At 35.2% G+C, this 14876-nt stretch carries 10 protein-coding genes and 1 pseudogene; 2 read left to right on the top strand and 9 right to left on the bottom strand.

Annotated elements, in window-relative coordinates:
• Positions 1-97: 97 nt before the first annotated feature.
• Positions 98-662: pseudogene (locus PMI13_RS15620) on the top strand (beta-ketoacyl-[acyl-carrier-protein] synthase family protein); the annotation flags it as partial.
• A 470-nt stretch (positions 663-1132) separates the two neighbouring features.
• Here PMI13_RS15620 and PMI13_RS20735 read toward each other — a convergent pair.
• The gene (locus PMI13_RS20735; RefSeq protein ID WP_007845415.1) at positions 1133-2233 is read right to left on the bottom strand and encodes a hypothetical protein; all 1101 of its coding nucleotides are present in this window, start codon (positions 2231-2233) and stop codon (positions 1133-1135) included.
• Between the two features lie 559 nt (positions 2234-2792).
• Between PMI13_RS20735 and PMI13_RS15605 the strand changes: the two genes are divergently transcribed.
• Positions 2793-4211, top strand: coding sequence for a tetratricopeptide repeat protein (locus PMI13_RS15605; protein ID WP_007845414.1), 1419 nt, complete (start codon positions 2793-2795; stop codon positions 4209-4211).
• A 464-nt stretch (positions 4212-4675) separates the two neighbouring features.
• Here PMI13_RS15605 and PMI13_RS15600 read toward each other — a convergent pair whose 3' ends face one another.
• The 8 genes from PMI13_RS15600 to PMI13_RS15565 form a co-directional block, all read right to left on the bottom strand.
• Positions 4676-5710: an NAD(P)/FAD-dependent oxidoreductase gene (locus tag PMI13_RS15600; RefSeq protein WP_007845413.1), complete on the bottom strand. Its 1035-nt coding sequence runs from the start codon at positions 5708-5710 to the stop codon at positions 4676-4678.
• A 54-nt stretch (positions 5711-5764) separates the two neighbouring features.
• The gene (gene porN, locus PMI13_RS15595) at positions 5765-6703 is read right to left on the bottom strand and encodes a type IX secretion system ring subunit PorN/GldN (RefSeq protein WP_007845412.1); all 939 of its coding nucleotides are present in this window, start codon (positions 6701-6703) and stop codon (positions 5765-5767) included.
• A 15-nt stretch (positions 6704-6718) separates the two neighbouring features.
• Positions 6719-8311 (bottom strand): type IX secretion system motor protein PorM/GldM, encoded by a 1593-nt coding sequence (porM, locus tag PMI13_RS15590; RefSeq protein ID WP_007845410.1) that lies wholly within the window; start codon positions 8309-8311, stop codon positions 6719-6721.
• Between the two features lie 53 nt (positions 8312-8364).
• A complete protein-coding gene (gene porL / locus PMI13_RS15585; RefSeq protein WP_007845408.1) occupies positions 8365-9057 on the bottom strand; it encodes a type IX secretion system motor protein PorL/GldL in 693 nt (230 codons plus the stop codon).
• Between the two features lie 55 nt (positions 9058-9112).
• Positions 9113-10537, bottom strand: a complete 1425-nt coding sequence (gene porK / locus PMI13_RS15580) for a T9SS ring complex lipoprotein PorK/GldK (RefSeq protein WP_007845406.1) — start codon at positions 10535-10537, stop codon at positions 9113-9115.
• A gap of 154 nt (positions 10538-10691) precedes the next feature.
• Positions 10692-12545: a glutamine--fructose-6-phosphate transaminase (isomerizing) gene (gene glmS, locus PMI13_RS15575; RefSeq protein ID WP_007845404.1), complete on the bottom strand. Its 1854-nt coding sequence runs from the start codon at positions 12543-12545 to the stop codon at positions 10692-10694.
• Between the two features lie 27 nt (positions 12546-12572).
• Positions 12573-14162, bottom strand: a complete 1590-nt coding sequence (locus PMI13_RS15570; protein ID WP_007845403.1) for a DUF4270 family protein — start codon at positions 14160-14162, stop codon at positions 12573-12575.
• An 18-nt stretch (positions 14163-14180) separates the two neighbouring features.
• The coding region (locus tag PMI13_RS15565) for a glycogen/starch synthase (protein WP_007845402.1) at positions 14181-14876 on the bottom strand (696 nt) is incomplete at its 5' end.

Below are 14876 nucleotides of genomic sequence, written 5' to 3'. Positions count from 1 at the left end.
AAACATAAAATCTAATAAAGATGCACTTGATAAATTTTGCCAAAATCTTTGTCAAGTGAATTTTTATAATTGTTGAAAATATAAATAATAAAAAGGTATGAAACGAGTAGTTATCATAGGGTTTGGAGCGTTAACACCGATCGGAAATAATGTAAATGATTTTTGGAGTTCGCTGAAAAACGGTGTAAGCGGTGCTGCACCGCATCACAAAATTTGACACCACAAAATTTAAAACAAAATTTGGTTGCGAACCCAAAAATTTTGACCCATTAAATTACATTGAAAAAGCAGAAGCAAGAAAGTACGATTTGTATACACAATATGCCTTAATTGCTACTGATGAAGCTATAAAAAACGCTAATATTGATTTTGAAAAATTAAACCGAAATCGTATTGGGGTTATTTGGGATTCGGGTAATGGAGGTATTAGTACATTTCAACAGCAAGTAACTGAGTTTGTGAAAGGTGATGAAACCCCAAGGTTTAACCCTTTCTTTATACCCAAAATGATTGTAGATATTGCTTCGGGAGTAATTTCAATCAAACACGGTTTAAGAGGGATAAATTTTACCACAGTTTCGGCTTGTGCCACTTCAAATACTGCAATTATTGATGCGTTCAATTACATCCGTTGGGGTAAAGCAGATATGATGATTACCGGTGAGCGACCATTAAAAAAGCAAAAGAAATGAAACAGATTGGAAATTCAAACGAGGATAACTCGGCACATAATCGCAACCTTTCCGTTTTTCTTCGGGGCATTCTTTTTAAGGTAGAACAATACCTTAAACGTTGATTTTTTTATCGTTCCCATACTCACAATTCTTAATGATAAAATTAAACGTGAGCTCCTGAACAATATGAAAAACTATGCAAAAAGCTGAAATACAGATGAATAAAAATTTTCGTTTCGGTCTTTAAAAGTAATGAAATAGTAACCTTACTTTTGCCAAACCTCCCTTTTTTACTGCATTTCACCTCATTACCAAAAAATCATAAAACGGCTGTAAAGCCTTTATTTACAACCGTTTTACATGTTTTTAATCTTTGATGTATATTTACTGAAAATTTATTTTAAATATTTCTGTTTTTAAGCTGAGGGAATTTTTATTTTTTCATTGTCTTACAATGTTTAATTGATTGCAGTAGCAACAAGAGAATTTTCAGCCCAGCCGCCGCCTAAACCTTTAAGATAGGCTCCGGCAACATTTCCCCCTACAGCAGTACCACCAGCAATATATCGATATGTTTTATTTCCGTTGGAGCTATTATTAATATATACTGAACCGGTCTTGACATCAAGCCTAAGCTGACCTTGCGTATATGGACCACTTACCTGAAAACTCATTAACGTCGGCATATTATTAACATCTGCGGATTGCACACCCACTTGCCCTGTTGCTGTTAAATTCTGCTCTGAAAATGTACTTCTTACAAACATCCAGTCATTTGCCGTTAAATTTGCCCCTTGCGGATAAATTAGCTGGCTAATGGTAACCAGCCACTTTCCCGGTGGTAAAGTAATAGATGCACCGGTATATCTATATTCTGAAATAACGGCAAAAGGAAAATCATATCCTCCTGTAGTGGCACCTCTTATTACCTGGGCTCTTGGCTGTTTCCAGATACCGGTTCCATCTGCCGTTGAAGTAAGCACATAGCCATCTCCCTGAGTTCCATCCTGGATCCTTACAGCACCGGCAGAAGCAGAACGAACATCAAGTTTCTTGTCCGGAGAAGCAGTACCAATACCTACTCTATTATTAGCGGCATCTACTGAAAAAGTACTTCCGTCTACAGAAAATCCGTTAACAGCATCAGAATTAAAGGTTAATGTATTTTTTCCCTGGGTAACAATACGATTTCCTATAAGGCTTCCGTTGGTATTATAAATATTATTATCACTTATGGGTCCTGAGTTTACCTTTACCCAAACATTGCCGTCAAAATAGTAATATCCTGTCGTGTTGATATTAACTGCTGTTCCGGCTGCCGTTCCGGTAGCAATGTTATTAACATAAACCAGTGTAGAAGTAGTAACTCCTGTCATGGATTGTGCTCTCTGCCGGTCTACTCTTGGGACCAATAAACCCTCTGCAGTCCTGGCGGTTCCTGTTGCGTTCTTTGCGACCACATCAAGCGTTGCCTGAGGATCCGGCGTATTAACTCCCACTTGTGCCAGGGCTAGCGTGCCTGCCAAAAGGAACAAGCATGTAAAAATTCTGTTTTCCATTTTTCTTAGTGTGTTATTAAATTTCAATTGAATCTGAACTTTATTTTCCAGAATACCTATTCAATAAAATCTGGTCACAAAAGTAGAACCAATATCTATAAAATGAGATACTGCAATTACACTTCAACAAAATAAATAACTGATTTTAAGCAATATAAAACACACAATACAGTATAAATGAAGTAGAAAATATTTATAAAATATAGTTGCTATTTGTGGAGTTATTCTTCAGTTTAATGATTGAAAATTTCTAAGAATACTTTTATTTTTAGCGCTTTATTCAAGTAAGCACTCTGAAACTCAACGAAAGAACTATTATATCATTAAAAATAAATATTTTTCAGTAAATCTACAGATGATATTTATTTAATAATTAATTTTATATATAATCTAAAATAATTATCAATATAAAAACAATAAAATTAAATACAAACTATTGTAATATAATCATTTATGAAACAATTTATATTAAGAATAAATATATAATAACAGGGTTAATACACCATAGTTAAATAGTAGTGATGTTATAAATTAATTTTGCACCTTAAAAACAAAATGTATGTTCCCAAATTCATGTTTCAAAAAAGCATTCTATAGCCTATTTTTATTATTTTTCATTCAATATCCGGCACAAAATTATAGCATAAAAGAGCTTGACAGTCTTACAGAAAAATTAAGGCTGCAGGGTAATATGCAGTCGAGCATTCAATTAAACCAAAACGCTATACAATTATTTGAAAAGAAAAATAATGTAAATGGCTTAACAGCCGCATATATCAATATGGGTGGTCTTTTATGGTCTCTTCACCGGTATAAGGAAAGTCTGGAATATCTTCAAAAAGCAGAAGAAAAACTAAGAAAGATTAAAAATTACGTTCTGTGTGCAAAAATGTACGGGGAATATAGCAGAAACTATGCTTCTCTGGGACTTATACAGCAATCCAACAGCAGTCTGGACTCCTCAATTTATTTTGCCAAGCAAATTACCGACAAAAAGCAGAGAGAGCAGCTCTTATATTTTTATTATACCTGGAAGCTGGCCAATTTTGAAGAGCTGCACCGTGTAGATTCTATTAATGCCATACAACAGAAGCGTTTGGAGCTGTCAGCTCAGCCGCTTACTTTCGTACATATTGCAGAAAAACATTTGAAAGCCAAAGAGCTGGATTCTACAGAGCACTACCTCAATAAGGCTTTAAAGATTTCTGAAGATTACAGCCTTTATCAAAAATCAATGACTTTATTTGCTTTTGGAAAACTGTACACTGAAAGGCAGAATTATGAAAAAGCTCTGGACTATTACTTTCAGTCTCTCGCTATTTCCACAAGGCTTCACCGTAAAGTAGATATTAAAAACGCATATAAAGCAATTTCAGATACCTATAAATTTCTTAATGATACAAGCAAAAAAAATGAATTCCTGGAAAGATATTCTGATCTTAAAGACAGCATTAATGATTCTGAAAGGGAAGCAATGCAAATTCCTGTAGATAAAATTATAAACGAAGAAACTCAGAAAGAAAGAAAAGAACGGGTAAAATTTTACGCATTAATCTCCATTATTGCTGTCACTTCCCTATTCCTGTTGATTTTTTTAACCAAAAAATATTTAAAAAATCAAAGGCAGAAAGATGAAATTATCATTGAAACAATGCATGAAACCGATGAGCTGAAAAGCAAGCTCAACACAGCTTTTGAGGAATTATCTAAGCTTGCAATGACCAATGATCCTTTTTTCCTTACCCGTTTTAAAGAAGTTTATCCTGATTTTTATGAAACCCTTGTTACAAAGTATCCTCACCTTACCGCAAATGACATCAGATTCAGTGCTTTTCTAAGGCTGAACCTTTCTACCAAAACCATTGCTCAATACAAGAACATTTCTATCCGGACTATTGAATCCAGAAAATACCGGTTAAGAAAGAAATTAGAGCTTGCTTCGGATGTAGATCTGAATAAATGGATGATGGAATTGTAGAATCTACCCTTAAAATTTCATGTATTCTTGTTTTTCAAAATCAGAATCAGTGGATCATTTTAATTAAAAATCTATTGATTATAATACCATATACTTCATTAACACTTCATTAAAAAATACAAAATACTATGATACAACACGTTAAACAAATTAAGTAAAATTGCAGTAGTGAATTTTTCAATTATCGGCTTTATCTTTGAAACATATTCTAAAGGTTAGTTTAAAAACACAAATTTGTTCCCGAATAAGGATTTGGTTAGTGAGCGTAGAATAATTAATACGCTCACTCTTTTTTTCTAACTAAGATAAAAAATACAATAAGTGTTTATTTGAAGTGTAGATAATATCTACGAAATTATTCAGTGAAGTGGAAGCAGGAATGCAAATATGTTGATACCAGAGACTCATCCCGTTCTGTATTAACTATTTGCATCCTCTTTTTTTTACCAGGAACATAACGGATTTTATCTGAACCTGCTTAAAGAAACTTCTTCATGCAACGGGATATTATTTTCTATGAAATCATATAAACTCTTTGAGAAATAACATCCATTTAAAATTCCTCTTGCTCCCAGGCCATTAAAAACGTATAAGTTTTTATTTTCAGGATGCACTCCAATAATGGGTCTTCTGTCTTTTACGGTAGGTCTAAAGCCAAAATTCACTTCACTTATCTCAAAGTCATAGGGATAAACTTCTGATAAGCCATTTACCAGCTGCTCAACGGCTGACTCATCAATATGATGATGCAATTGTTCTCTGTCATAGGTTCCACCATAAAAGTACAGGTCATTATGGGTTGGGAACAGAAAATGTTTCTTTTTAATCGTGAGATTCTGAGGAATAGCTTCTGAAAGTCTCACCTTAATATGATGACCTTTATTCGGATTCACAGGAATATCAGAGAAATACGGATTTTCTTTTACTCCCATTCCCTCACAGAAAATGATATTTTTAAACGAAACATCACTATAAACAGACTCTGAAACATTTAATTTATGATAATCGAACTTCTCCTTAATAAGTTGTTTATTTTCTTCAAAAAAAAGAAAAAAATCATTGAAAAACCCATTGACGTCAAGCCTTGCCGATTGGTTTACCTTTCCTGTATTAAAAGGATTATTTACAACATCCACACGTTCAAATTCTTTATTCAAAAATTGGGACAATTCATTATTGTCAGATTTCTTCAACCATAACTTCTGCTCGTTCTCATCATGGAAAACCCTATGAATCGGGGCCTGAACCAGGTAATTTTTACCGGTATAAGATTCTATTTCCTGAAGGGTACTTTTCAGAAAATCAATCTGCTGCTGGGCAAGCCAGAATGTGGTGAATTTTTTGAGGACTACAGGATTAATAATTCCTGCCGAAACCTGTGAAGCGCTTTTACGGCTTTCGGAATAAATCACAAAGGATTTATTATTTCTGATCAACTGGTGAGCAAAAAAGAGTGCCGCATATCCGTCTCCAACAATAATATAGTCTACATTTTTCATAATAAAAAAACCTGAGTAAAAATACTCAGGTTTTCTATAATTATCAAGTGAAATCTAGTAATTCCACATATCATTTTCCATGTCAAGAATCTGTGATTTGATTCTGTCACTTTCTTCGATCTGCTCATCGGCATTTCTTGGAATATAGTCTTTAATAGTACCATTTCCTAAGCCTGTTGAAGATTTAAAGATCACAGAAGAGAATCTTCTTGCATTGATAAGGTCATCAAAAGATAAGTCAGCCGCCGAATTTTTTCTGTTATAAACAAAATTGTTAGCTAAAACATCTCTTGCATTAGGGTAGAATACCCAGAACAGATCAATCAGATCATTAGCTCCATCCAAAGGTTTTCCATCAGGGCCTAATCTGCCAATCATTTGTGGATCTGGTCCCATCGCAGCAATTCCTAATGGTCTGTATTTCATCTGACCATCTCTTTTATCTATGAACCACATACCGAATATTTTCAAAACTCTAACTTTATCTGTTGTCGTTTCATAAACGTCTGTAAGTTCTTTTTTCTCTTGCTCAGTAAGCTGACGGCCACTGTTTAGGATGTTTACCGCTTCATCGTCAACACGAACGCTCACCAATCTGTCTTTGATTTGCTGAGGAGTAAGTCTTGTAACGAAGTTTTCATCATCGTAAACTTCTTTAATATCACCGTTCAGAGCACCGTCCAATAATAATTTATAGAGAGATTTTGTTTCTGTAGCTAATAAGCCATCCGGATTGTTGTAGTAGAAAGGTTGATTGATTTTATCGTTCATATCAATAACTTCCCAGATATACATACTTTTCAAGATGTCCTTATCCTCAACAAATCCGTATTCCAAAGGTTTTACAGTTTTATCGACAACAGTATCTCCTACTTTAATTTTGTTCTCAGCTCTCATTTTTCTGAACTCTTCCGGAGAAGAAGCGTTCAGGATAGTCTGGGAAAAAGCAAATCCCGAAACTAATACTAAAAAACTGCTAATATATTTTTTCATAATTCTCTATTAATTTTATTGGATATTAATTAATACCGGTGAAATATTTGGAATTTTCATGTCTCCTAATCCGTTAGCGGTTGCTTTTATTTCAAAGATATATACACCATCTCCAGCTCTTAAGTTTTTGAACAATCCTGCTGCATTTTGTAATGAATTCCCTTGAATAAGCATAGATGCTCTACCAGGAACTCTTACCATAAACGATGTCACATTGAACGATACAGGGAAATCAAAGTCTGGAATTACAGCCTGAAGATTTTGATTTTCAACCGATGTTGCCGGTAGAGTTAAAGAAACTTTTCCTCTGATCTGTCCTTGTGGTGGAGGTACATTTTTAATTCTGTACTCAAATATCTGCGATACAGATTTTCCGTAAGGGTCAATTCCTGACAATGTAAGTTTAAGAACATTTCCTGCTCCCGGTCTTACATTCCATTTACCAGGTCCGGTACTCTTCACCGAAGCACCCGGAGCGGATAATGATAATCTTGAGTTATCAGCACCTAATATAGAACCTGAAACAGGGTTTTCAAGATTTCTATACATTACATTCATTTTATCGGCAGAAAGTAATAATCCTTTTTCAAGTTTTACTTCTCTTGGACCTGCGATTACGTTATAAGTATGTGTCCAAGGGAAACTCTGAGGTTTACCGCTTGCATCTGTTAAAGTAACTGTACCGCTTAATGTATGCTCTCCGATACCTGATCCTGTAATAGGGATGATCCCTTTTCCGTTTTCTACTTTGCTAACTCCTGTAATAGCGATCTTATTGCTTGTAGAATAAGTTCCCAACATTACTTTAACTTCTGCCTGTTTACCTGCCTGGATATCAACCGGCCCGGAAACGATAGGCTCATAGCTTGAGAATTTAATGCTTGCATCTACTTTTTCCTGTAGTAATAATGCTAATGCATCAGACTGAACGTTTCTGGCATCATTCTGGATAATCTCTAAATTTGAGATTGCCGCAATTAATGGCTGATGATAGAATTTGTTCTGGAACCATGTTTTCTCATTAGGAGATTTACCTTTAGGATATTCAGCAATAAGAGATTTATTAGCTCTTTCAACCAAGTCTTTCAATTGGGCGTTGTTTCCAAAAGTAGTATTGATATAATTTCTTACATCATCTATTTTTGATTTTAATTCCATCGCTTTTTTAGAAGGAGAATTTTCATCTCCATCATTGAAGAAATACTGTGTAGTAGCTTCATTGTTGTTAAGTGCAGCAAAATTTTCACTTACATCAAGTTCTTTTTTGGTTTCAGGATCTCTATCACGAAATTCTGATTCCGTATTCAGTGTATTTTTAATACCCTGAGCAGCATTCACCAACGCATCGATTTTCGTTTTTAAAACTTTGTACTGTTCCCAAGGCTCTGCATAGGTATCCGGTACCTGCTGAGCTTTAGCTTCTAAAGTTTTTTCGAAAATTTTCTCGTTCTTTCTTTCTGTTAAAGTTCTTGTCTCGTTAAGTGCTTTTGTAGAATCATAATATGATCTGATGATTTCCGCATCAATATTTAGGGCCATCATAGCGATGAACACCAGATACATTAGGTTGATCATCTTCTGACGTGGAGTCTGTTTTCCTTGTGCCATTCTTTTTTCTTTTGTTTTGGATTAAAAATTAAATTTTAGAAATGGTTTGGAAATTAAGACTTCATAGCAGTTAACATACCACCATATACTCTATTTAAGCTATTTAAATTAGTTGTTAAACCTTGTAGTTCCTGATTGAATTTTTCAGATTGTTCAGCAGATTTTTGCATATCTGCAACATATTTGTTAGCAAATTCCGACTGTCTTTTTCCACTCTCCAACTGCATTGTATATAAAGCATTCATGCTTTCCATATGCTCAGCAGCTTTGTTTAACTGATCATTATATTTATGAGTAGAAGCAGAAACATCAACAGTCTGGTTGATTTGATCTACTGAAGTTGAAAATTTATCAATTCCTGTTCTTAATCTTTCGAATAATTGAACATCTAATTTTGCATCCTGAAGCATCTTATCCAATTTAGTTGAAAGAGAATTTTCCAATTCTGCAAACTGAGCTGCATTATTTCTTGAAGACACATTAGAGTGTAATGGGTTAGGGTTAGCATGTTTATCTAACAATTCAGGATAAACATTTTCCCAGGCATAAGATTCTTCAGATTTCGGAGGGTCAAAGGCAAAAATAATGAAGATAATAGCTTCAGTGATAAGCCCTACTGTAAGCGCTACGTTACCACTGATAGGCCCGATGTTAATGTGAGTAATTTTAAGCCAAGCTCCAAGAATTACAATTGCAGCACCGAACGAATAGAAGAAATTCATCCAAGCATCTTTAGTCTTAAACATATAAGTAGTTTTTTTTAATGATTAAATTGTTATTGAAAAATAATTGTATGGTTGATTATTTGTTTCTGTTAACTCTTTTTGCTTTAACAGCAGCCTCAGGAATATCCTGTACTGTTCTAAATCCAATGTAACTTCTGGCAGAATCTTTTCTTTCCCAATCTCTCGCACCAGTCATAAGCATAGCACCTATGTCTTTCCAAGATCCACCTCTTACTGATCTCTTTGTATCTTTTTTATCTTTCGTAGAAGGATTTAATGTAGAAGAGAACCCGTAAGAAGAATTGTTATATGCAGATTCTGTCCATTCAGAAACGTTTCCAGCCATATCAAATAACCCATATCCATTTTTACTAAATTTCTTTACCGGAGCTGTATATGTATAAGTACCTTTTTTATCATCTTCCATGTAGTTACCTCTCTTTGGCTTAAAGTTGGCCAGATAGCAACCTCTGTCATCCATTAAATATGGCCCCCCCCAAGGATAAGTCGCATTTTGCATGCCACCTCTCGCTGCATATTCCCACTCAATTTCTGTAGGAAGACGGAATTGTAATGGTCTTTGTTTTCTTCTTTTCAAGCTTTCATTATAATCTGTTTTCAGTTTAGATCTGAAATTACAGTATGCTCTTGCCTGATCCCAGGTTACCCCAACAACAGGATAATCCTTGTAGGCTTTGTGCCAGAAATACTGTTCAAATAATGGCTCGTTATAAGCGAAGTGGAAATCTTTTACCCAGACTGTAGTATCCGGATAGATGGCAATGCTTTCACTCTTAAGGTAGTTTACTCCTCTTTCGTTGTCAGCCAATGCTGCATCCATATCTCCCCACTGATAATTGTATTTTAACTTACTAACATCAAGAATTCTTTCGTTACCGATTCTTGAAGAAGCCGGTAAATATAAAGATTCAAGAACTTCCGCATATTCTACATCCGGATATTTAGAAGTATTCCAGTGTAATGGGATTTTCCAGTCTAATCTTTTATTTACGTCATAACCTCCGTCTTCTCTACCTCCTTGTCCCTCTAAATATTCTTGATACGGTGTTAAATTTTCCTCTTTTTTAGCAAGGTATGCATAATCACCTATTGTAGCACCTCTGCCTCCACCTTCGCCACCTTCTCCGGCAGCTTCAGCAAGCAGAGTTCTGGCAATAGAATCTCTTACATAATTAATGAATACCCTGTACTCTGCATTAGTAGTTTCTGCCTCATCCATAAAGAAAGATGAAACGGTTACTGTTTTCAATGATGCTTTCTCAGGAGTATTAGTGATATCCTGATCAGCTAAACCTGCAATGAATGATCCTGCAGGAATTGCAACCATACCGTATGGTCTTTCCGCAACAAATGATTTCGTTTTTTCTCTAGGTATCAATTCTCCTTTTGTTCCTGGCTTCCCTACAGAAGAAGATCCACCACCTGAACAAGATACCGACGCTACCGACGCAGACAATAATAAAAGAAATATCCTTTTCATGTTAATTTTTATAATTAAGCCGTAAATATATAATTTTTTTAAGAAACTTTTAAGATTTTTTTTGAAATAACGAAAGAAATCTAAATTTATTTTATTTACAAGTATTTTTTTATTCTATTCTAACGAAACCCATTTATTTTATGAGCAAATATTTCTATTCTACCGTAACAGATTTTGCCAAATTTCTCGGCTGGTCTACATTGGCACCTCTATATACAGCAATATAGTAAGCTAAGAGCTGTAATGGGACTGATGCTACGATAGGTGAGAAGCATTCTGAGGTCTCAGGAATTTCAATTACATAGTCTGCCATTGCACTTACCTGGGTATCTCCTTTATTGACTACTGCAATAATTTTTCCTTTTCTGGCCTTTATCTCCTGAACATTACTCACGATTTTATCATAATGACCTTTTTTAGGGGCGATGATTACAATCGGCATATTTTCATCAATTAAGGCGATCGGACCATGCTTCATTTCTGCAGCAGGATATCCTTCAGCATGAATGTAAGAGATTTCCTTCAGTTTTAATGCTCCTTCGAGTGCAGCCGGATAGTTATATCCCCTTCCTAAATACAGGAAGTTGGTCGCGCTTATAAAATCTTTAGCAATATTCTGGGTCAATTCATGGGTCGTATTTAATACTTCTTCGATTTTCTTAGGAATAGCATCCAATTCTGAAATCAACCTCATGAATTCTGCATTTCCTAAATTACCATTATGATTTCCAAGTTTAAGTGCAATTAAAGAAAGAATAGTAAGCTGTGCAGTAAATGCTTTTGTAGAAGCAACCCCGATTTCAGGACCAGCGTGAGTATATGAGCCTGCATCTGTAATTCTTGCAATAGATGAATCTACCACGTTACAGATTCCGTAAATAAATGCTCCTTTTTCTTTTGCTAATTTTAATGCAGCCATGGTATCAGCTGTTTCGCCGGATTGAGAAATCGCAATCACTACATCTTTGTCGGTAATAATCGGGTTTCTGTATCTGAATTCTGAAGCATATTCTACTTCAACAGGAATTCTCGCGTATTCTTCAATAAGATATTCACCGATAAGACCTGCATGCCAAGAAGTACCGCAAGCAATAATGATGATTCTGTTGGCATTTTTAAATTTCTCTACATGATCCCAGATTCCGGCCATTTTAATTACGCCTTCATCTACAATCAGTCTTCCTCTCATGGTATCATGAACAGATTTCGGCTGTTCAAAAATTTCTTTAAGCATGAAATGTTCATACCCTCCCTTTTCTATCTGCTCAAGGCTTAATTTCAGTTCCTGGATTTCTGCTTCTATTTTAGAATTGTCATTGATCGTTCTGATATCAACTCCTTTTTCCAAAGAAATAGTTGCCATATGCCCTTCTTCAAGATAGATCGCTTCTTTTGTAAATTCTACGAAAGGAGAAGCATCAGAGGCAATAAAGTATTCTTTTTCACCAATTCCGATTGCCAAAGGAGAACCTAATCTTCCCACCACTAAAACTCCCGGATAATCTTCATGCATTACCGTAATTGCATAAGCGCCATACACTTCATTAAGTGCATATCGTACTGCTGTCGGGAATTCCGTTTCAGGGTTTATATCCATAAAATACTGAATCAGATTGACCAGCACTTCAGTATCGGTTTCAGATTTAAAAGTAAATCCTTTTTCTTTAAGCATTGTTTTAATGGTATCATAATTTTCGATAATACCATTGTGAATAATGGCAATTTTACCATTATTGGATAAATGCGGGTGAGAGTTTCTGTCACTGGGAACCCCGTGGGTTGCCCAACGTGTATGCCCCATTCCTGTTTTTGCAATACCTTTCAGCTGCTCAGAAATGTCCACAAGATCGTCAACTTTCCCTTTTGTTTTTTCTACGCTAAGTTTGTCATTTACATTTTCCAGAACTATTCCGGCACTGTCATAACCTCTATATTCCAGTCTTCTAAGACCATTAATTACAATATTATAGGCATCTTGAAAGCCTGTATATCCTACTATTCCGCACATATTTTATGAAGTGTTTGTTTAAATTTTTTATTTTGTTCCATAAGTAACTATTAACTTAGCCTTATTGGCGTTTGTTGCCTCAGTATCAGATCCTACAAAGACAGCCCGAGCTCTGTTATAAGCTCTGGAAGTATATTTTGCTCCTGCTAAACCAGTATTATCTGAAGTAGCCAGGAAACTTCCCATATCAATTCTGAAATATAAAGTAGCTCTTTTAGTAGCGTCATAATCTGCTTTTTCTACAAGATCTTTTACAGATTTTGTGACAACAAAGTCATAGTGTGCCGGAGTTTTATCTAAATCATAAGACTTATAGATTGTATATCCTGTGAGACCTGAAAAATTAATCAGATCATCAGTGAATTTAGTTACTGTTGAAGGTTGACCAGCAGAATTAAGCTTGGTAGGATCTTTATATTTCTGTAAGAAAGTAAACGCAGTTGGGTTTGTATATTTAGTATCCCATGAATTTTTATCTGTATATATTCTGATTTTAGCACTAATGATTGCTGCTTTTTTATCATTATACAATTTCTTAAGCTTATCTATCTCCGTTGAAGGAATTTTAATCCCGATTGAAGGGCCACCCATTCCCTGGGTATATAATTTTTTATCTCCTATTACCTGATTCCCTGTAGCTCCGGTAGACAATGCCGATCCGGCTCTGTCATACTCATACTGTCCAATATGGGTATTTCCTGCACCTAAAGCAAATGTGTAGGTGGCTTGTGGCCTTGTAGTAGTTCCATTGTCTGTCTTATCATACTTATAATACATAATTAATTCCATATCATTCGGAGAAAACTGGAACAAATAACCGTCATCTTCCGTTACAGAAATTCTAAGACCTTTGAAATGTCTGATAAAGTTGGCTGCATCCTGAAGCTCAGGTTTCCCTTTTTTATCAATAATTTTCTGCTGGAATACATTTTTATTCAGCTGTATTCTGAAATTGGGCGTAGTGGAAGTAGCAAACAGTGATGAATTATCAGAATCTTTAGTAATGGTAACAACACTTACATTTCCATTCAGTTCTTTTGAACCCAGTACAGTGGCATCGTAAGCAAAAGTTGCATTGGATTTAACAGAATCTGTTGCTCCTCTTAAGAATTCGGTTACTTCATTAACGTTGATATGCAAAGTTTTTTTAGCCTTACCATATTTATTAATGGGATATGTTTTCACTTCTTTTTTAGCCGCTACATTTCCATCCGGATAAACATAGTTTTCATCAGTGGTTGTCGTTAATGAATCTGTTGCATAAGTTGGCTTCATCACTAGAACTACAGAGTCAACTACCGCATTGGTCCCAAAATCAGGATTATAGCTGGTCAATCTCAACTGGGTAATATAAGATGCTCTCTGCATTCCGAACTGATTTTCCTTGAAAGCCCCCAAAACTGCAGCCCCTAATTGGGTGGCATCACTTTTAATAGTATCATTATTGAGAATATTATAGGCAATAACATCATAAGGTGTTTCATTACCCTGAGCTGCATCTCCTAAAAATAACTGCTCTCCTAAAGAATCCGGATCCGGTTCACAATTATAAAGCAATGCACTTCCAAAAATCGCCAGAGAAAGAATGGCGAAAGCTCTTTTAATAGTATGAGTCATTAAAATGTGTGTTTTATTTTAATAAAGTTTGTTTATAGAATCTATGTCGAGGTATTCCGATTTCGGAGTTGAAGTCTCATTGAAGGCTTTATCCAGTTCTTCGTTAAGGAATTCATCTCCCTTCACCACCCCGTTTACATAGTTCATACTTTCAATCACAAAGGATTGAAAGCTCGGATTATCTAACGCTTTTAACCCGGAAATATTATCGAATTCCAGTTTTCCTCCTATTTTTTCGTTTAAAGGAGCGTCTTTCTCATTATATAAGGAAAGTACAATTTTAGCGTCTTTAAAATAAGTATCAGATTTGTAGTACGTTTTAAGATAAATGGGCACGAAAGAGGCCATCCAGCCGTTCAGGTGAATGACATCAGGAACCCAGTTAAGCTTTTTAATGGTTTCTATTACTCCTCTGGCAAAAAAGATTGCTCTTTCGTCATTATCCTCAAATGAAACCCCTTCGTCATCAAAATAATATTGTTTTCTTTTGAAATACTCTTCATTGTCTATAAAGTAAACCTGAAGTCTTTCCCCTGGAAGAGACGCTACTTTAATAATCAGAGGCTGATCAAGATCATTAATAATAATATTCATCCCGGAAAGACGAATAACCTCGTGGAGTTGGAACTTTCTTTCACTTATTTGTCCAAATCTTGGCATAAAAACTCTTACATCATTGCCTTCATTGTGCATTTTAAGTGCCATTTTGTTTAC

Origin of the sequence: Chryseobacterium populi (assembly GCF_000282115.1) — a bacterium.
In the GTDB taxonomy this organism is placed as follows: domain Bacteria; phylum Bacteroidota; class Bacteroidia; order Flavobacteriales; family Weeksellaceae; genus Chryseobacterium; species Chryseobacterium populi.
The sequence above is the reverse complement of the archived record's forward strand: the minus strand, read 5'-3'. Positions and strand labels throughout refer to the sequence as shown.